Below are 19,796 nucleotides of genomic sequence, written 5' to 3'. Positions count from 1 at the left end.
ATGTTAGGTGCGGTTGCCAATGAATAAGCCTTGCGGTGATATTCCGCGCGTTATGCTGCTCTCCGGCACTGCACCGGGAACGGGCAACGTCGGTGAGATTTACCTGCGTGATTTGTGCAAACGCTATCCGCAGGGGGAGATCTGCTGCTTTGCGTTGATTCCGGGCACTATGGCCGTCTCTCCGGCCGCTGAGCTCGACGGTTTGCCGATCATGATTCGCAAGGGCCGTCGTGAGCATGTCTATGCCTCGCTGGCGGCGAAGACCGGTCGATTGATTGCACTGCTGGCCAGCGAATATCTGCTGCGAAAACATGTGCGCAATATGGCGGATGAGGCCGTTGCCTTCGCCCGGAAGCATGATGTCGGGATGATATGGGCCGTTCTGGACAGTCCGATCATGATCTATCTGGCCCAGGCCGTGCATAGCCGACTGGGGCTGCCAATGGTGTCGCATGTATGGGATGTGCCGGAGCATTTTTCCGAGACATTCGCAGTGCTCCCCTGGCAGCAGAAGCGGCTGATGGCATCGTTCGCTCATGTGCTGCGCAACTCCCTGCGCTGTGGTGTGATATCCGAAGCGATGGCTGAAGAATACCGTGCTGAATACGGTATAGATCCGGTGGTTATACGCTACGGGGTTCATCCACTGGCAACACTGCAAGGCAGCATCAGAGAGCATGCTCAGGAGCACTTTGTGATCGGCTTTGCCGGCAACCTCTATGCCAGCGATGCCTGGGATGCACTGCTGCATGGCTTGCAGGGGATCAACTGGCATATCGACGGCAGGTCGGTAGTGATTCGGGTTTTCGGACCGCACCTGCTACTCAATACGCATGCACCGGTGCATGTGGAATATATGGGCTGGCGCACAAGTGAACAGACGGTTGAGATGCTTGCCGATGTCGATATTTGCTATCTACCCTACTGGTTTGAGCCGGCACGCAGGCAGGAGGTTCGCCTGGCTTTCCCGGGTAAAATGTCGACTTATCTGGGTGCGGGTAAGCCGGTACTTTTTCATGGTCCTGAATACGCGTCGGTGACAGCCTTTATGGCACGTTTCCCTGCCGGTGTCTGTTGTCATTCGCTGGACGCGGCGGCGATTGTCGATTGCCTGAAGCAGTTGGCCTGTGATGAGCAGTTTTATCGGCAGGCAGTCGATGCTGCGGCCGAGGCTGTGCAAGAGGAGCTCAGCACAGAGGTGTTCCTGACCCGTTTTGCCACCATGATCGGCATTGAGGCCAGTCATCTGATTGCTGATGCGGATATGGTCTCAATGACTTCTGGCGAGTCAAAGAGCCTGTGATGCAGGGTAAAACTGTCCTGGTGCTCTACCCTTCATCTATCGCAGCCTGTGGTATCGGTACATGGGTGGATGCCCTCTCGCTTGGCTTGCAGCAGCAGGGCTGGGATGTGACGGTGGGGCTGGCATGGGGTGCGCAATTCCATGATCCGGCCAGGGTTGAGGCATTCAGGCCTGCACTGAAAACCATACGCATGGATGCACGTACCGGCACCGAAGAAGGCCGCATCCAGTCGATCGAACGAGCGGTGTCGACCGTGGCCCCGGATGTGGTGATCGTGAATGTGCTCGACTCGGCATTTGAGGCGGTCAGGCGCCTGCGTTACAGAGGGCATGCATTCAGGCTGATTGCAGTTAACCATGGTAACCTGCCGGGGCAGGCAGCCTGCCTGCTGCAGAATCGCGATGTGATTGACCTGGCTGTGTGTGTCAGCAAACTGAGCTATCGTGCCATGGCGGCACAGTCTGACGGTTTTATACCTGAGCGACTCAAACACATTGCCAATGCGGTGGCCGTGCCTGCGCAGCATGTTCGCTCTCCGGTAGATCCGTTCCGGGTCGGTTATGCCGGTCGTCTGGACGGTGATAAGCGAGGCGAGGATATCCTGCCGTTTTTCACGGCTCTGCATCAGCGCTGTCCCGAGGCGCAGATGTGGGTAGCCGGCAAGGGCGAGAGCGGGGATGAGCTGACGGAGCTTGCCGGAAACTTCCCTGAGCACTTCAGATATTTCGGCGAGTTGAGCGCTACCCAGCTGGAGCAGGATTTTTATCCTGCCCTGAGCGTGCTGGTTCACTTCTCTCCATCCGAAGCATGGGGCTATTCGATTGCAGAGGCGATGAGCCACGGCGTAGTGCCGGTTACATCGGCTTTTCGCGGCGTCGATACGGATGGGCTGGTTATTGAGGGCAGCAATGCGCTGATATTCCCTGTAGGGGATATCACTCGTGCAGCCGATATGGTTGCCGGTCTTTATCAGGACCGGGAGAGGCTGGGCAGGATGGCAGCAGCTGCCGCGACACATATTGCAGGCAGTTTCTCACTGCCTGTCTTCGGTCGGAGCTGGTCGGATGCGTTGGATGGCTGCATGCAGATGCCGGCATTACCGCTGCCGGCCCGTCCGGTCAGCCTGGATGCAAAAGGGCCTGCCGGGGTGCCTCGACCGCTGTGGGAGCGTTGCCGCAGGGTGTTGAACCGACGCATTGCCCATGCCAGTGCCGGTGAGGAGTGGCCGCATTTCAAATGCAACGATTCCCGGTTGATACAGAGTATGGAGCAGGCCCTGAACAGTGAAGCAGTGAAAGGTGAATCGGTTACAAGTTCAAAGTCTCAGGTTGAAAGTGAAAAGTGAAAAGTGAAAAGTTTCAAGGGATCAGGGGCCAGGGATTAGTCTGTCGGTTTATTCACCATTCACCGCTCCCCATTCCCAAGTTACAAATCACAAGTTACAAATCACAGGTGAAATGAATTGATGCAGAATAACAAAAAACCATCCGTTATGTTTGTTGCACCCTCCGCCTATGTGTTGAGCGGGCTTGCTACCTGGCTTGACTATATGGAGCCGGGACTTGGCAGCCTGGGCTGGGATGTAACGATCGGGCTGGTTGAAGGGCCGCGACATCACCGTCCTGAAAAGTACATCGTAGGCCATGCGCATCGCAGCTGGTACCCGATCAGTTGCAAGAGCGGCACGCAAGAGGGACGCCTGCGCGCAGTTGAAAAAGCAATATCGGTTGTGAATCCGGATATCGTGGCTACGGTCAATATGCCCGATGCCATTCTGGGGGCAGTCCGCAGCAGGCAGTATGGCAGGCCTGAGTTGAAGGTAGCCATGACCGTGCACGGTATCCAGCCTGATCTTTACGAAGATATCGGTGCTTATGGCGATCTGCTGGATCGCGTTTTCTGCACCAATCGGCTGGCTTGCAAACTGGCTGAAGTGATGGGGAATATGGATGCAGGCAGAATCTCGCATGTGCCATACGGTGTTGAATTTGACGGACCTGCGCCTCGTTCGGAACCGGGTGAATGCCTGAAGATCGCCTATGTAGGGAGACTGGAGCAGGACCAGAAACAGATTTTCGATCTGCCGCCAATTATCGAAGCACTCGAAACGCTTGGAGTGCCGTACGAATTAATGATCGCAGGCAACGGTCCGGATGAGAAACAGTTACGCGCTGAATTCGGCAGCCGTGTCGATGATGGCAGGATAACCTTCCTGGGGTTTATCTCACCGGAAGAGTTGCAGCGGCAGGTGCTGGCGGAGGTGGATGTGTTGTTGCTGACATCGAGCTGGGAGACCGGCCCGATTGTGATCTGGGAAGCGATGGCAAGCGGCGTGGCGGTGGTCTCCTCCAACTATATCGGTTCGGGACTGGAGTCGGCACTGCATGATGACGATAACGCGCTGATGTTTCCTGTCGGAGATACAGGGCAGGCGGCTGCGCAGCTGCAGCGGCTGTGGTGCGAGGCCAGCCTGATTGCAAGGCTCAGGCAGGCAGCTTACAGACTGATTGAAGAGCGTTATACCATTGCCGTATCGGTTGCCAACTGGGATCGTCACCTGAAGGCACTGCTGGAGCAGCCGTCACTGGCGTCAGCCCCCCGCATCGGTACGCAGCAGGCAAGCGGACGCCTCGATCGATTGCTGGGCGGCGGCAAGGCCGAATCACTGCGTTCGCTGATCGGCAGCACGGGGCCGGACGGCGGTGCGGGCGGGGAGTGGCCGCATTCGCATGGCACAACAGAGTACGGGAATGAATCATTCTGGACGAAGACAGAACAGCTCGATCGCAGGGATGCGGAGGGTGCGGCGGAATGAGCGCCGGAAGGCTGAAAACCTGGCTGCGCGCTCTGGCGTTGCTGCGCTTCCCGGAAACTCTGCGCTTTCTGGGCGAAAAACGGCTGGAACTGCTCGAACTTGAAAGCATCCGCAAGCAGTGGCCGACGGCGAAGCTGGCTGATGGCCTTGTGATTACCGCTTATCAGCCGGAACGCCTGCGTCTAGGTGAGCACGTCTCGCTGTGCAGCGGCACGGTGCTGGCCTTCGGTGATGAGAGTAATGGATATGGACGCGTCTCAATCGGCGACGGGACATGGATCGGCCAGTATAACAACCTGCGTGCCTGCGGCGACGGCGATATCCATATCGGCAACCACTGTCTGATCTCGCAGTTCTGCACGCTGGTCGGATCGAATCATAAAATCGGGCGGGATAAGCCGATCCTTGAGCAGGGGCCGGATCTGTCGCGTCTGGGCATTGTAATCGGCGACGATGTTTGGCTGGGGGCCGGTGTTACGGTGATGCCGGGGATAAACATCGGTACAGGTGCTGTGGTCGGTGCCAATGCCGTGGTGACGAAGGATGTTCAGGCTTATGACATCGTGGCCGGTGTCCCGGCCGTTAAAATAGGCGAGCGGGCGTGAGCAAGGCATCGCTGAAACAGCTGCTGGGCTGCTGGGCGCATGAGCGCTGGCGAACGGAGTTGGCGTTAAACGTGCCGGGCTTCTCCTGGCTCGACCTGCATAACCGGCATGAGTCGATTACGGTTGCCGATGGCGGGCGTTCCAGGGTGTGCAACTGGCGGGATACATCGATGCTGACCGTCTGCCGCCTGTTTCCCGAAACAGGAGCAAGACTGCTCAATCACTGTCTGGCCCAGTGGCCGATTGCATTCTCCGTCGATAGCGAAGCCATATCGGCCGAGCCCGATGTCAGCATTATTATCGCCTTTCGCGGTACGGAAAGGCTGCCACAGCTACAGGCCTGCCTTGCTACGTTAAAGGCCCAGCAGGGTGTGACCTGCGAGATTATTCTGGTGGAACAGAGCCGGGAGCGGCTGCTTGATGACGAGAGCGTGCCGGGTGTCCGTCATATTCATGCCCGCTCGGTATCGGCCGATATGCCGTTCAACAAGTCATGGGCGATGAATGTCGGTGCGCGCCATGCGCGAGCAGATATATTGATATTTCACGACGGCGATATGCTGGCACCTGTCGGTTATGCGGCCAGCGTTTGCGAGCTGGTTGGCAGGGGGTATCAGGCAGCGCGGATACCGCGGCTGGTATTTTATCCCGATCGGGCAACATCCGAAGCGGTTCAGGCGGATCTCTCTCTGTCCGCTGTCCGGCAGATTGCCGAGGTGCGGCAGAATTGTCGTGGCATTTCGTTGATGATGGACCGGGATGCCTACTGGCGTATTGGCGGTCACGATGAATCCTTTTACGGCTGGGGCGGAGAGGATGACGAAATACTGCAACGGGCACAGACGCTCGACTTCTATCCGGGCGGCTACATGCCCTTTGTGCATCTCTGGCATCCGGCGCAGAAGGAGAAGCACAGCGGCATGGTAACGCGGGAAGCCTTCTCGGCAGAGAAAATGAACATGCCGGTAGTTGATCGAATTGCCGCATTGAACAGCAGGGAGTCGGGCGTACAGGGCGGCCCAAACGCTCCCCGCAGGGAGCTCCCTGATGAGCAGTGATGTCCTGATCGACTGCTACGGCAAGTCGTTTGTCGATGAGATACGCGTTTCACATCAGGGACGTGACTACTGCTTTATTTTCAGCCCTGAAAAGAAGGCAGGCAAGCAGTTCTCGCTGGCGATGTATCTGGATAATGCAGCGCTTGGTAAAGGTGTTGCCAGATATCCGAAGCATCGCCGCATCTGCGTGATGCTGGAAAGTCCGATTTCGATGGTGTTTGAACATGCGGAGCAACTGCGGCCGTTGTTCAGGAAAACCTATACGCTCAGAAAGACATTGATTGAGACAGGGGAGCCTTATGGTTTGCTCTATTACGGCACCAGCTGGCTGGAAGGCGCATGGGAAGGGCAGCGCTTTGATAAAACCAGCCTGGTCTCTTTTCTCGGCAGTATCGATCACAACGCGGCTCACGGCTATTCGTTGCGCATGGATGTGGCCCGGATGTGTATAGGGCTTTCGCATGTGGATTGTTACGGCAAGGGCATCAACCCCATCGACAGCAAGCTCGACGGGTTGGGCAAGTATGCATTTTCCATTGCCATGGAGAATGTGCGGGAAGACTTCTATTTCAGCGAAAAACTGATTGATTGCCTGCTGACCGATACGGTACCGATCTACTGGGGTTGTCCTGCCATCACGGAGCTGTTTGATGAGCGCGGCATGATCCTGTTCGAATCGCTGGACGAGCTTGCAGATATACTGCGCGGCCTCAGCATGGAGCGGTATCGGGAGATGTTGCCGTATGTCAGGAAAAACAGGGATATTGCGATACAGAACGACTGGCACACGCTGAAAGGGATTTATGCACGTTTAACCGATGCGCTTGTCAAAGACATACCGTTGAACGACCTTGCTCCGGTTAAGCCAAGGGGTCATGTGCAAGCGTCAATCCGACGACTGTTAAGCATGAACTGATTGAAATGATTCAGAAACCAAACAAAAGGGATATGATATGATTACAACGTTGGTCTTTATTGCGCTTGCCGCTGCTATCATGCTGCTGGCATTTCGTTTTCGACATGCGGTACGGGGCATCTGGCAGGCTCACGAGCAGTTGAAAAAACAGTTGAGCAACCTCCAGCTTCAGCACATTCAGGATCACCGTCAAATCTACGGGGAACTGGCCGGGCTGATCATGAAAAGGGACGGCAAGGTGCCTTTCCATGCCCAGCATGGGGAGGATATTTTCCTGTGGAACTACTTCGGCCGTAAAGCCGATGGCTATTTTATCGAGGTCGGGGCTCACGATGGTGTTTCATTGAGCAACACCTTTGCATTTGAAACGATTGGCTGGAAGGGCTTGCTGGTTGAGGCCAACCCGGATGTGGCTGAACTATGCCGGAAGAATCGACCGGAAAGCACGGTGGTACATACGGCAGTCGGTGCGCCCGGTCAGGCTGATACAATTGTTTTTCATACCGTTTCCGGTGATGAAGGGGATGAAATGCTCTCCTTCGTGAATCCGGATGATGCCGATATTGAGCGCTGCACGAGGGCAGGCAAAAGTATCAGGAAAGTCGAGGTTCCGTTCAGGACCATGGACTCCATTTTGGATGAACTGGCGCCTGAGCAGATCGATTTTGTCACCATCGATGTGGAAGGCGGAGAGCTGGATGTGCTTAAGGGGTTCGATCTTGCCCGCTTCGCACCGAAGGTTGTTGTGCTGGAAAACAATACGGGCCATTCGGACTATCCCGTTTCCCGTTATATGGAATCGCAGGGCTATCACCGTTTCCATCATATCGGATGCAATGAATTCTACTGTCGGAACAATAAATAGAGAAATCGTATTTAAATATATGTTTTATAGTGAAGTTGAATGGGACTAATAAGAACCTTACTGGCCCTTAGTGTTGTTCTGGTGCATGTGCCTGGATATCAGGCTGCCCTTGTCGGGGGACAGTTTGCTGTTCAGTTGTTTTACATGATTTCAGGTTATTTAATTTCCTATATACTGGTAGAAAATAAAAGATATGAGAAGATATCAGACTTTTATTTCTCCAGATATTTAAGGCTTTACCCGGTCTATTTTGTTGTTGCGTTATTGACACTGCTGACATATCTTATGATTAATAGTTCATATTTTGGGCTATACGCCTCGTTGCCATGGCAGGCATCTACGGAGCTGATTTTATCAAACACTTTTCTATTCGGTCAGGACTACGTGATGTTCTCGGCAATCAAGAATGGAGCTCTGGTTTTTGCTTCCAATTTTCAAGATTCAGAGGTCAGTCTTTGGGCCGGCCTTCTTGTTCCGCAGGCTTGGACTCTTGGGCTTGAACTCAGTTTTTATTTAATAGCGCCTTTTATTCTTCATTCACGAAAACTTCTCATTGGTTTATTGCTACTTTCCCTAAGCTTAAGGGCATACCTGATCTCTATAGGTATAGGTTTAAATGATCCGTGGACCTACAGGTTCTTCCCTACAGAGTTGCTGTTCTTTATCTTAGGTGCACTGAGTCATCAATTTCTAAGCAAGCTGTATTCGCAATGGTTTGAAGAATCGCGTTTGAAAAAAGCGGCAATGGTTTCGACGCTAGCATTCGTCGCTTACTTGCTCATTTTTCCATATATACCGAACGTCGCCGGAGTTGGTAATATTGCAAAAATAAGTATGTTATTTGTTTTGTTTTTTTTCGCTTTGCCATTCTTTTTCACCTTTCAGAACATGCATAAACTAGATGGGAAAATAGGAGACCTGAGTTATCCGATCTATATCAGTCACGTACTGGTGATTTTTGTTTTGGGGTCTTTGTTTGACAGAGATATTATCAGTCGCGGTTTTCCGATGCTGGCAACTGTTGCAGCATGTATTGTCTTTGCATTTATGCTCGACACTGTGGTTTCCAAAAAAGTCGAGTTAATTCGCGTTCGCTTCAAGGCAAAAGCATGATAACCATCCTTCAACGAAAGTCGAAATTCACAAGTGACTCTAGCGAGTCAACTGTGAGCATATATTAAATGCAAAATCAAACTGATATGCCGACAGGTGCCACATCGCCAGTAATTTCCGGTCTCGTTTCGACGATTATCCCTGTTTATAACAGGGTAGAGATGCTGCGGCAGGCGGTCGGGTCGGTGCTTGCGCAGAGCTACAGGCCGATCGAGATTATTATTGTCGACGACGGCTCGACCGATGCCACGGGAGCGGAGGCCGACAAACTGGCCGGCCAGCATCCGGATGAGATTCGTGTGTTACATATCGATAATGGCGGAGCGGGTCTTGCCCGTGAAGCAGGGCGAAAGGCTGCCCGTGGCGAGTTTATCCAGTATCTCGACAGCGATGATCTGCTGCTGCCTGAAAAGTTCAGCGTGCAGGTCGCGGCCCTGAATGAACATCCCGAATGCGGAATCGCTTACGGCTACACCCGCCTGATCGATATCGACGGCAATATACTCAAAGCGCCGTACAAGTGGACGGACCGCCCATTCGATACGCTGTTTCCGGCGCTGCTGGTGGATCGCTGGTGGAATACCCATACACCGTTGTTCCGGCGCTCTGTCTGCGATGCTGTCGGCCCGTGGAGCGGTATGCGGATGTCCGAGGACTGGGAGTATGAGGCGCGTATTGCAGCTCTTGGGGTGAAGCTGGTTCATTGCCCGCAGTTTCTCTCCGATACCCGCCAGCACAGTGCAGACCGGATTACGGCCGGTTCATCCACCTTTGCGCACTGTCGCGATATGACACGACTGGTGGCATCGCTCTATGTCGGTGCAATGAAGGCAGGGGTGGATATCGACTGCCCCGAGATGAAACATTTCTCTCGCTGGGCCTTCCTGGAGGCGCGCAGGGCAGGGGTTGCCGGTCTTGCCGGCGAGGCAAAAGCCTGTTTCGACATTGCCGTGCGGGCGGCCGGGGCGCCTGACAAGACGCTTCGCCTGTACGGTTTGATGGCCCGGTTTCTCGGCTGGCGACTGGCAGGCAGGATCACCGGCTTGCTGGAGCGGCTGCTCGGGCGCGGTCCGGGCGCGCAAACCCAAGAATTATCATGGAGTGACAACGGATGAAGCGTACACCGGAGATTTCCGTGGTGATGGGTGTATACAACGGTGAAAAGGAGCTGGCCGAGTCGGTCGAGAGTATTCTGACCCAGCGTGATGCCGACTTTGAATTCATTATCGTCAACGATGGATCAACGGACCGCTCTGCGGAGATGCTTGACGAATTTGCAGCGCGCGACAACCGCGTGCGGGTGATTCACCAACAGAATACGGGCCTGACGCGGGCGCTTGTGCGCGGCTGTGGCGAAGCGCGTGGCGAATTTATCGCCCGCCAGGATTCCGATGATATCTCCCTGCCCGAACGACTGAGTCTGCAGGCGGCGCTGTTGCGCGATAATGCCGATATAGCCTTTGTCTCCTCATGGGCCGACTGGATCGGACCGAAGGGTGAGCTGCTGTTTGTACAAAAAGTAGAGGATGATGCAGAGACTGCGACGAAAAACCTGCTCAGCGACAAACAGGGACCGGCTGCGCACGGCAGCGTGATGTTCCGAAAAAAGAGTTACGATGCCTGCGGTGGTTACCGGCCACCATTTTATTTTGCTCAGGATGTCGACCTCTGGCTTCGTCTCGGCTATGTGGGTCAGCTGAGCTATGTGCAGCAGAGCCTCTATCAGTACAGGGTATCATTCTCCAGTATCAGTGGCACCAGAGGCGGCCTGCAGTCCGAGTACGACCGGCTGGCGCATGCATGTCATCAGGTACGCCTGGCAGGCGAGGATGAGGCAGAGCTGCTTGCCGAGGCAACAGCGCTCAGAAGTACAAAGAGGCCTGCATCCGCCAGCACAGAGACAGGCAATCCGGCCTACTTTATCGGTCGCTGTCTGCTGGCAAGGGGGGATAAGCGGGCGAGCGGTTACTTATGGATGGCTATTCGTAATAATCCCTGGCATGGCCGGGCGTGGACTTCACTGATTCAGTCTAAATTTTCTGCAGGCAAAAGGTCCCGGACTTGAAAATTCTGTTTGTCGCTGATGTGTTGCCGGATCCGGATTCGGGTGCCGCAGGCACAGAGTACCAGACCATTCAGGCATTACGGGCAGCGGGGCATGAGGTGGACGCTCTCTGGTCATCCGATCTGTCGCATAGAATCAGCCATGGAAATCTCCATTACCTGCTGGAGCAGCCCCGTGCTTACCGGAGTGCGATTGCATCGCGCATTGACGCCTGTGATTATGATGTGTTGCATGTCAATCAGTCTGCCGCATACCTTGCCGCACGGAACCATCGAAAGCGGCAAAGCCGCGCTGTTTTTGTCTGTCGCAGCCACGGCTTTGAACTCAGGGCGATTGAGACGCTTGCACACTGGTCAAAAAAGCTGGGCATTGAGCAGCGCAGCTTTCCCCGCTCACTGCCCGGACACCTGATTGATGCAGGTATTGCTCGTTCGTGCAGGCTGGCTGCACGCTATGCCGACGGCCATATTGTCAGCTGTACTGAAGATCGCGATTTTCTCATCAACCGTTTTGCCGTGCCGACCGGGCAGATCGCCTGCATTGCACAGGCCGCCCCCGACAGTTACCTGCAAGATCCGAAAGCCATGTCTATTGAAAGGTCTCAACGGCTGTTGATGGTTGGGCCTGCCAGACTGTGGAAAGGGGTTCATATTCTGGCTGAAGCCTGGAACAGGCTGGTGGAGACCCACGATGCGCTGAAGCTGACCTGGGTATGTTCAGATCAGGATTGGGCCGAGGCCGAAGCACTGTTCTCGCCTGTAGCGAAACAGAAGGTATCCCGTGTTCAGCCGCTGGCGCAGGATGCATTAATGGCTTTGTATGATTCGCACGGTATTTTTCTGTTTCCCTCCCTGTTTGAGGGGTTCGGCAAGGCTCCGCTTGAGGCGATGGCCAGAGGGCTGTGCGTGATTGCATCGGATACGGGCGGCATGCGGGATCTGATTAACAGCGGGCGTAACGGGATACTGTTTGAGACCGGCAATGCCGGCCAGCTTGAATCAGCTATCGCTGAGCTCTGCTCCGATGATGACAAGGTCCGCCGCATGGGGGCATCGGCCAGAGAGAGTGCCATGCACTATTCATGGGAGCGGGTTGCAGCTGAAACGGTAGCATTTTATCAGGCACTGATTGAGCGCAAACAGCAGAAGAGGGCGGCAGGATGAGCATGCAGATCGTCAAGCTCGTGGATTTCGGGCGTATCGCAACGGCGCGATTGCGCGCCTGGTTGCTCAGAGGCCTGGGTTGCTCGGGTCTGCACAAGGGGTTGGTTGGAGCGGGTGTCAGGGTTGATTATCCGCATGGGGTCAGCATAGGCAGCAGAACACAACTGGAGTCGGATGTATGGCTGAAGCTGGTTGACAGCAAGGCCCGGCTGGAGGTCGGCCAATATGGCTTTATCGGCAGGGGTGTTGAAATTGATGTCAGTAAGCAGGTGAGCATCGGCGATCATGTACTGATTGCACCCGGTGTGTTTATCACCGATCACACCCATAATATCAAAAGCGGCATATTGATCGATGCCCAGGGCTGTGCATCCGCCCCGGTATGTATTGCTGATGATGTATGGATAGGTGCCCGTGCGGTGATCCTTCCCGGCGTGAATATCGGCCGCGGAGCGGTTATCGGTGCAGGCGCCGTTGTGACGCGGGATGTCGCAGAAAACAGTGTGGTTGCAGGGGTACCTGCACGCGTTTTACGGAAAAGGGTCTGAGCATGGCAGATGAAAAAACGCAGCTAATGACTGGCGCGAACCATAAGGCGAATCCCCCGGGGGACAAGGTGAATGGCGAAGCCAGAGAGGGTGCCCTGGGGGACAAGGTGAATGGCGAAGCCAGAGAGGGTGCCCTGGGGGACAAGGTGAATGGCGAAGCCAGAGAGGGTGCCTTGGGGGACAAGGTGAATGGCGAAGCCGGTACCAAGTCGTGCAAGGTACTTATTACCGGTGCTGCCGGTTTTATCGGCATGCATCTGGCCAAAAGGCTGCTGCAGCGTGGTGATATGGTAGTCGGGCTGGATAATATGAACGACTACTATGATGTCAGCCTGAAAGAGGCGCGGCTGGCACAATTGTCCGGCTATGACCGCTTCAGCTTTGTCAAAATGGATCTGGCCGACAGGGCGGGAATGGAGAAGCTGTTTGTCGAGTCATCGTTTGATGCGGTGGTGAATCTGGCGGCACAGGCCGGCGTGCGCTACTCGCTGAAAAATCCGCATGCCTATATCGACAGCAATATTGTCGGTTTCACCAATATCCTCGAAGGGTGCAGGCATACCGGGGTTAAGCACCTTGTTTATGCCTCATCCTCATCGGTATACGGTGCCAATGAATCGATGCCGTTTTCCGTACATGATAACGTCGATCACCCGATTTCGTTATATGCCGCGACAAAGAAAGCCAATGAGCTGATGGCGCATACCTACAGCCATCTGTACGGCTTGCCGACGACAGGTTTGCGTTTCTTTACCGTTTACGGTCCATGGGGACGGCCTGACATGGCCCTGTTCCTGTTCACAAAGGCGATTCTGGAAAGCAAGCCGATTGATGTGTTCAATCACGGCGATATGAAGCGCGACTTTACCTATGTCGATGATATCGTAGAGGGGGTTGTGCGCGTACTGGATCAACAGGCTACAGGAAACCCGCAGTGGGATGGCGCGCATCCCGACCCCTGCAGCAGCAGGGCGCCGTGGCGGGTGTACAATATAGGCAACAGTGTGCCGGTCGGCCTGATGGCGTATATCGAAGCGCTGGAAGAGGCGCTTGGCATGACAGCGGAGAAGAACTTTTTGCCGTTGCAGGCGGGCGATGTGCCGGCAACCTGGGCCGACGTTGATGAGCTGGCAAAGGATGTCGGTTATCGCCCGTCAATGAGTGTGCAGGAGGGCGTAAAACGCTTTGTACAGTGGTATCGCGACTATTACGGCCTGGTTGAGTAACACGGGTGTTGACCGACATCAGAATGAGCGAAAACGGCTGTAATGCATGGTTGGATTCACGTGCGCCGGAGCGGCTGGTTAAATTGCTCTTTGTGCTATTGATCGTAGCCGCGGTGTTGAACGGGGGGGCATTCTGGTTGAAGCGCGTAGGGTTTCTGGAACCTCAGCATTATCATTTTGCGGCAGCCTATATTGAGAGCAGTATGAAGATGCCTCCTACAACAGCGGCGGGTATTGCATGGGAAAATGCATTAAAGGTTGGATTTTACAACACCCAGGGTGCAGAAGTTTTTTTCAAGTTAATAAAAGATGTGTGGTTAACTCTCTTCATCTTTATATCAGCAGTAATTTTCTGGCGACTCGGTCGCGGGTTACTACCGGTGCCGATATGGCCGCTGGCTTTGTCATTATTGGTTGTGACTGTTTCATTCGCGTATTCCGGTTTCAGGTTCGGACTTGTTTTACCTCTGGCTGGGCTACGTTTCTTTTTCTTCCTGTTCATTGCCCTGTTGGGGGCTTGGGCTGCAGGGGGCAGGCAACTACAATTTCTGGGTAAAGGTTTGATGGTATTTCTGTCTGTTCAGTTCATTCTGTTTCCGATTGAATTTGAGCGTGGCTTAAGGTTGTTCAGCGCCCATTTTTTTGGTCAGGATTTTGGGGACCGGATTGTCGGCACTATGTTGCAGCCAAGTAGTTTGGGACTCATGGCAGTATTGAGTCTCGCATTTTATATGAGGTTTTCAGAGAACCGTCGTTATGTTGCCATGATGGCTATCATGACGGCGATTCTTGTATTCTTCAGTGCTTCGGCAATGGCCATGTTGTTACTTTTTGTTTTCGCTGTTTTCGAGTTGTATCGGTATGTAAATCCTGCTTATCGATCATGGGTGAGAATTGCAGGAATGGTCGGAGTTGTACCGCTGATTTTGATGCTACCGGTTTTAAGCGGTCGATGGGATATTATGGATTCGTTGTGGGGAAGAATCCTGCCGCTTACGGAATATCTGAACAACCTGGATATGGCCACACTGCTTTTCGGACAAGGGCTCGGCGCAGGCACCAATTCAGCGATATCACTGCTCTCACTATTTCCTGCCCAACTGGCGAGTGCTAATGATGCCGGTATACTGTTCATTTCAGACTCGACACCTGTTGCATTAATGGCGCAGATGGGGTTGGCAGGCCTGTTATTATTTTACGGGCTCATGGCGTATGCCGCCTTCCATGATCCCGACTCTGCCCCTTTTTATCTACTGGTTTCGGTGGGCAGCATGACAATGAATGTTAGTGAGCTTTTTCCGGCGAATATTCTGCTGGGGCTGTTACTTGCACACAGCCTGAAGTTTGCAGGGCTTCCGTCAAAAGACGAAGGTATTCGTTAATGAAAAAAGTATCTCACATTGATGCCGCACTGATCATGATCGGATCGAGAGTCTTGAGCATCATGGTCGGGTTGCTCGGTATTCCTATCCTGCTCAGTTGCCTTGGCTCCGAGATGTATGGTGGCTGGGCAGTGCTTCTGGGCGGCAGCTTTGCATTTTATGTCCTCGAATTCGGCATGTCGACCACGGTTATAAAATATCTGGCGGAAAAAGACAGTTATTGTGATTTGCATCGAAGTGAGGTGCTCAGCAATGCCACCTCACTGCTTATCATTGTTTTTCTTCTGGCGGGTGTGGCTGTTTTGTATGCCGCAGCGCCTTTGGCTGGCTGGTTGAACCTGCCTGATACCCGGCTGCTTTCACCGGGTGGGCTAATTATATTCCTGTTTTTTTCGGTAATAGGCACACTGCTGTTCAGGATCAGTTTCCAGACATTATGTGCGGTCAGAAGATATGACGCCTATGCGTTAATATCGCTGCTGCAATTTTTTATATCCAATATCGTTAGCTGGATCGTGGCCTACAACTGGCCGCGGCTCGATCTTATTCTGATAAGCTACTGGGTAAGCCAGTTGATTATTCTGTACCTGTCATGGCTCTGGGTTCGTCGGACGGTTCCCTGGTCATACCGTCCCGGATTGACCAGTTGGGCGACAATTCGGCAGATGTTTTTGCACGGCTTCAACCTCCAGTTCAGCGATATGATGTACTTCGTACATTTTCAATTTGATAAAATGCTCATCGCAGGCTTTGTCGGTCTGGCTCAGGTTACCCATTATGAATGCGCCAGCAGGGCAGGACAGGCACTGAGAAGTATTCCGGGTTTCGGTCTGGGATCATTCCTTCCAACTGCGACGGAGAAATATTCAAGCAAGCAGGACTTTTGGCCCGCCTATCTTGACTTGACCAGGGTTGCGGCGCTGTCGGCGGTATTCCTGCTGCTGCTGCCCATGGCTGTTTCACCGTTGTTTTTGTTTGCCTGGGTTGGACAGATTGGTTATCACGGCCGATGGGTATTTATGCTGCTTGCAGCGGGTATTGCCATCAGTGTGATAGCAATGCCGGTGAATCTGTTTGTGCAGGCCATGGGCCGGACTGCCGTGATGGCGAGATTGGCGGTAGTTTCGATCATTATGAATGTCGTGTTCAGTCTTATATTGATCCAGATATGGGGGAAAGAGGGTGCAGCAGCAGGCACCGCTCTGGCTATATCGATTACAGGGCTGATGTATTTGTATGACTTTCACAGCGTGAATCATAGAAGTATGTCAGGGACGTGTTACAAATTGCTTCATCTGATGTGGCCGGCAGTATTCATATGTGCCATGTGTTATGGTCTGGAACAGCTGATAGAGCCGTGGGTAATCTCTTCGCGCTGGTATATGGCTCCGGCAGCAGCTGTACTTTACTTGTCGGGTGCAATATCGATTCTGTTTGTTTTCGCAACCACTGGTCGGCTTGAAATTGAGCTTAAATTACTTGGTAAAATCCCCGGTGTGGGTCAATGGATTGCTTCCATAGATGCTAAATCCTGAAAGGTCGATGTCCAGGCGAAGGGCATATCCGGATGTTTTTCAAATATGTGATTCGACCCTCAATAGCCGGGGAGAGATTTTCATTGTGATTGGAAAAAGTGGCGTGATCGCTGCGATGCGCTACTTATTAATAATACCTTGACCATAATTAATATGCACAGGATTTGTAATCTATGAAACTTGAGTCATTCATGATGAGAAAAGTGCCTCTCTGGGTGTTGCTGCTGTTGGTTTTGTTCGCCTTATGCTCTACTGTTTTGTTTGGCTGGTACGTTAAGAGGGCCTTACAGCAGGATGCTCGACTGGAATCTTATGGGTCAGCGATTGTAGCTATTGCCGATTTCCCTTCTCAGATGAAAAGGACGTTTGATGAGCTGAAAGAGAAAAAGTCGCCGCTGCTCCTGATTAATCGCTTCCCTGAAATCGACAACTTCAATGAGAATGGTGAAATGCAGCAGGGGGCAGCAACCGATAAAGGGTACCTGTTACTCTCTGTGTATGATCAGAATAAAGGTCAGTCAGTGGTGAAGCTGGTGCGTATAAGTGACAATTATGTAGTGCATGAGTGGGTGCCGAGTATTGAAGAGTTAAAAACGCATATACATTATGATCCTAACAATAATGTTCAGCCCTTAAGGTATCGGATTATGCATCCGCTGCTTCTGGATGATGGTTCAATCGTATTTAAAATGGAAGGGCCCCTGGTTAAGGTGGATGCATGCTCGCGCATTAAATGGGTGACCAATGGCGTTTTTCATCACTCTATCGAACAGGACTCAAGTGGAAATTTATGGGTTCCTTCGGTAATCGAGCCATCTACATATGATATGGATAAACTGGGCAGGTATCGGGATGATGCCATCACACAGGTATCACTCAATGGGAAGGTGCTGTTCAGGAAATCGGTATCCAGAATCCTTGAGGAAAATGGTTACGTAGGCCTGCTGTTTGGTGTGAGTTTATACGAAGATATGATTCATTTGAACGACATTCAGCCCGCACTTTATACAACTCAATATTGGAAAGAAGGAGATTTGCTGATTAGTCTGAGGCATCGAAGTACTGTTTTTCTTTACAGGCCAAGCTCGAATAAGATTATCTGGCTAAAGACGGGGCCCTGGCTTAATCAGCACGATGTGAATTTTGTAGGGCAGTCTGAAATCAGCGTTTTTAATAATAATGTGCTTCGATCGAAAAGAGGCGGAGATATTGAAGTGGGCAATAATAACATCATGATTTTTGACTTTGCTGACGGGCATGTCTCAACTCCATATAATAAACCATTAGACTCTTTGAAAGTTCATACATCGACTGAAGGGCGAGGAGAAATCCTGGATAATGGCGATGTGTTTATTGAAGAGACCAATTATGGGCGGATACTGAGAGCGTCTAAGGACAAAGTGGTCTGGCAATTTGCATCGAAAGTGAATGACAAATTTGTAAGCATGACCCACTGGAGTCGATATTTGACCAAAGAGCAGGTCAGAAATGTTATTCCGGTTCTGGAGGGATCAACATGTCCCTAACTGATCGTTGGTGTGTTTTCAGTGGGATACTGACTGCCGCTGTACTGGTAGTTTTTACATATCCCACGAATGCATATGCATATATTGGCCCCGGCCTGGGTGTCGGGACGATTGGCGCTGTGCTGGGTATTCTGGGTTCCATATTTCTGGCTTTGGTTGCTATTATCTGGTATCCGATCAAACGCCTGTTCAAAAAGATAAAAGACAGGAATAACGACGCTGCGGATTAGATGGCATTTATCTTTACAGCCCTGTTGACCCTGCTGGCTATGGAGTATTTTCTGCGGCTCCCGTTCCTGCCCCGCATTCGGGCAGTGATACGAATATCGAACAGAGTTGCTCACGTCCTGCCATCGGCGGTGATTTCCGATCATTGGAAGGAAAAAGTGTTGCTCCGTTATGCCGGAGCACTGATGTACAACAGCATGATTCTGTTGCTCATGCTTGTCGGATGCCTGCTTATGATCGGCGGCTTTGCGTGGCTTGCTGATCGGATTGCCGGTGTCGAGCCAACGACCATAAGTGTGATCTCCAGCCTGCCTGGCATGATTCTCATGGTGGCCATATCGATTCCCTATATCTGTTTCAGAAAATGGTATGTCGATCAATAATTACAGTGTAAGCGCCAGGATACTGCATCACCTGGCTCTCGGCTCATCGCTGGTACGGCGGGCCTCTTTTGATCTGGAAACATCCGTTGCTTCTGGTGGCGAATCCCAGACTAATCACAGGCATGTCTTTATCTGTGGTTTGGCTCGTGCCGGTACAACGGTACTGATGCGGAGTTTTTACGACAGCGGAAAACTCTGCTCCCTGACCTATCGTAATATGCCGTTTGTGCTGATGCCGAACCTGTGGAAAAAGCTTTCAGGTCGCTTTTATCTACACGAACAGGCGCAGGAAAGGGCGCACGGTGATGGCCTGTCCGTTGATTTCGATAGCCCGGAAGCGTTTGAGGAGGTTTTCTGGCGCACTTTCTGTGGCAGCCAATATATTCTGAAGGATCGCTTAATCCCGCATGAAGTGAGCGAGGAGATTATCACCAGTTTCCGTAAATATATTAGCTGCGTTACGGCCAGTTCCGATATCCCGGGTCAGCGTTACTTATCAAAGAACAACAACAATATCCTGCGGCTTCATGCTATTCGGAGCGCATTCCCAAATGCGCTGATCGTCATTCCTTTCAGGAATCCACTTGCTCAGGCATTCTCATTATTGACCCAGCACAGGCGATTCCTTGCCATGCACAACGAAGACAGATTCTCCCGTAGCTATATGGATTGGTTAGCTCACTACGAATTCGGTGCGTCGCATAAACCTTTCTGTTTTTCAGGTGATACAACCCTTCCCCTGAACATTGGATATCAAACGGATAACATTAATTACTGGCTGGCTCTATGGGTGCGTACCTACAGCTATATTCTGGAGCATTTACATGCAATCAATGCCATTGCAGTTTGCTATGAGGAACTGTGCAGAAATCCGGAGAAGACTCTCGCCCCTTTATTTGCTGTAGCAGATCTGCCGTTGGAGGCAATGAATGCAACGATGTTTATCTGTAACCCGTCAGAAAATAATATGGAGGGGATGATAGATATGGAGCTAAAACAGCAGGCAGAGCGGATATATCAGCGCTTGTCAGGAAACTTGCGCTGAAAAATAGTTCATGAGTTTG

At 52.4% G+C, this 19,796-nt stretch carries 18 protein-coding genes and 1 pseudogene; all 19 read left to right on the top strand.

Translation table 11 applies throughout. The features are described 5' to 3' along the window. Positions 1 to 19 precede the first annotated feature (19 nt). Positions 20 to 1,303 (top strand): glycosyltransferase family protein, encoded by a 1,284-nt coding sequence (locus SPV1_RS00095; RefSeq protein ID WP_009849024.1) that lies wholly within the window; start codon positions 20 to 22, stop codon positions 1,301 to 1,303. Next, positions 1,303 to 2,649: a glycosyltransferase family 4 protein gene (locus SPV1_RS00090; RefSeq protein ID WP_009849023.1), complete on the top strand. Its 1,347-nt coding sequence runs from the start codon at positions 1,303 to 1,305 to the stop codon at positions 2,647 to 2,649. Before SPV1_RS00095 ends, SPV1_RS00090 begins: the two co-directional genes overlap by 1 nt. Positions 2,650 to 2,769: 120 nt before the next feature. Continuing rightward, positions 2,770 to 4,119, top strand: a complete 1,350-nt coding sequence (locus SPV1_RS00085) for a glycosyltransferase family 4 protein (RefSeq protein ID WP_009849022.1) — start codon at positions 2,770 to 2,772, stop codon at positions 4,117 to 4,119. Continuing rightward, positions 4,116 to 4,724 carry an acyltransferase gene (locus SPV1_RS14675; protein WP_009849021.1) on the top strand — a complete coding sequence of 203 codons (609 nt, stop codon included), beginning with the start codon at positions 4,116 to 4,118 and terminating at the stop codon, positions 4,722 to 4,724. Before SPV1_RS00085 ends, SPV1_RS14675 begins: the two co-directional genes overlap by 4 nt. After that, positions 4,721 to 5,782: a galactosyltransferase-related protein gene (locus SPV1_RS00075; RefSeq protein WP_009849020.1), complete on the top strand. Its 1,062-nt coding sequence runs from the start codon at positions 4,721 to 4,723 to the stop codon at positions 5,780 to 5,782. Before SPV1_RS14675 ends, SPV1_RS00075 begins: the two co-directional genes overlap by 4 nt. After that, positions 5,772 to 6,698, top strand: coding sequence for a glycosyltransferase family 10 domain-containing protein (locus SPV1_RS13865; protein WP_009849019.1), 927 nt, complete (start codon positions 5,772 to 5,774; stop codon positions 6,696 to 6,698). Before SPV1_RS00075 ends, SPV1_RS13865 begins: the two co-directional genes overlap by 11 nt. 37 nt (positions 6,699 to 6,735) lie before the next feature. Beyond that, on the top strand, positions 6,736 to 7,563 hold the full coding sequence (locus SPV1_RS13860; protein WP_009849018.1) for an FkbM family methyltransferase: 828 nt from the start codon (positions 6,736 to 6,738) through the stop codon (positions 7,561 to 7,563). A gap of 39 nt (positions 7,564 to 7,602) precedes the next feature. Further along, positions 7,603 to 8,676 (top strand): acyltransferase family protein, encoded by a 1,074-nt coding sequence (locus tag SPV1_RS00060; RefSeq protein WP_009849017.1) that lies wholly within the window; start codon positions 7,603 to 7,605, stop codon positions 8,674 to 8,676. A gap of 68 nt (positions 8,677 to 8,744) precedes the next feature. Continuing rightward, complete coding sequence (locus tag SPV1_RS13855; RefSeq protein WP_009849016.1) at positions 8,745 to 9,791, top strand: glycosyltransferase family 2 protein; 1,047 nt, start codon at positions 8,745 to 8,747, stop codon at positions 9,789 to 9,791. Then, positions 9,788 to 10,741 (top strand): glycosyltransferase family 2 protein, encoded by a 954-nt coding sequence (locus tag SPV1_RS00050; protein ID WP_009849015.1) that lies wholly within the window; start codon positions 9,788 to 9,790, stop codon positions 10,739 to 10,741. Before SPV1_RS13855 ends, SPV1_RS00050 begins: the two co-directional genes overlap by 4 nt. After that, the gene (locus SPV1_RS00045) at positions 10,738 to 11,904 is read left to right on the top strand and encodes a glycosyltransferase family 4 protein (protein WP_009849014.1); all 1,167 of its coding nucleotides are present in this window, start codon (positions 10,738 to 10,740) and stop codon (positions 11,902 to 11,904) included. Before SPV1_RS00050 ends, SPV1_RS00045 begins: the two co-directional genes overlap by 4 nt. A gap of 386 nt (positions 11,905 to 12,290) precedes the next feature. Then, positions 12,291 to 12,446 (top strand): annotated as a pseudogene (locus SPV1_RS14745) (DapH/DapD/GlmU-related protein); the annotation flags it as partial. Between the two features lie 8 nt (positions 12,447 to 12,454). Then, positions 12,455 to 13,678 (top strand): NAD-dependent epimerase, encoded by a 1,224-nt coding sequence (locus tag SPV1_RS00035; RefSeq protein WP_009849012.1) that lies wholly within the window; start codon positions 12,455 to 12,457, stop codon positions 13,676 to 13,678. Positions 13,679 to 13,701: 23 nt separating this feature from the next. After that, complete coding sequence (locus SPV1_RS00030; protein WP_009849011.1) at positions 13,702 to 15,060, top strand: hypothetical protein; 1,359 nt, start codon at positions 13,702 to 13,704, stop codon at positions 15,058 to 15,060. Continuing rightward, on the top strand, positions 15,060 to 16,595 hold the full coding sequence (locus SPV1_RS00025) for an oligosaccharide flippase family protein (protein ID WP_009849010.1): 1,536 nt from the start codon (positions 15,060 to 15,062) through the stop codon (positions 16,593 to 16,595). Before SPV1_RS00030 ends, SPV1_RS00025 begins: the two co-directional genes overlap by 1 nt. A gap of 173 nt (positions 16,596 to 16,768) precedes the next feature. Further along, entirely contained in the window at positions 16,769 to 18,121 is a 1,353-nt protein-coding gene (locus SPV1_RS00020; protein ID WP_009849009.1) for an arylsulfotransferase family protein, read from the top strand. Continuing rightward, positions 18,112 to 18,351 (top strand): hypothetical protein, encoded by a 240-nt coding sequence (locus tag SPV1_RS00015; protein ID WP_009849008.1) that lies wholly within the window; start codon positions 18,112 to 18,114, stop codon positions 18,349 to 18,351. Before SPV1_RS00020 ends, SPV1_RS00015 begins: the two co-directional genes overlap by 10 nt. After that, positions 18,352 to 18,732, top strand: coding sequence for a hypothetical protein (locus SPV1_RS00010; protein WP_009849007.1), 381 nt, complete (start codon positions 18,352 to 18,354; stop codon positions 18,730 to 18,732). Further along, entirely contained in the window at positions 18,719 to 19,777 is a 1,059-nt protein-coding gene (locus SPV1_RS00005) for a sulfotransferase family protein (protein WP_009849006.1), read from the top strand. The genes SPV1_RS00010 and SPV1_RS00005 overlap by 14 nt, the downstream gene beginning before the upstream one ends. The last annotated feature ends 19 nt before the right edge of the window (positions 19,778 to 19,796 follow it).

The organism is Mariprofundus ferrooxydans PV-1 (assembly GCF_000153765.1).
In the GTDB taxonomy this organism is placed as follows: domain Bacteria; phylum Pseudomonadota; class Zetaproteobacteria; order Mariprofundales; family Mariprofundaceae; genus Mariprofundus; species Mariprofundus ferrooxydans.
The sequence above is the reverse complement of the archived record's forward strand: the minus strand, read 5'-3'. Positions and strand labels throughout refer to the sequence as shown.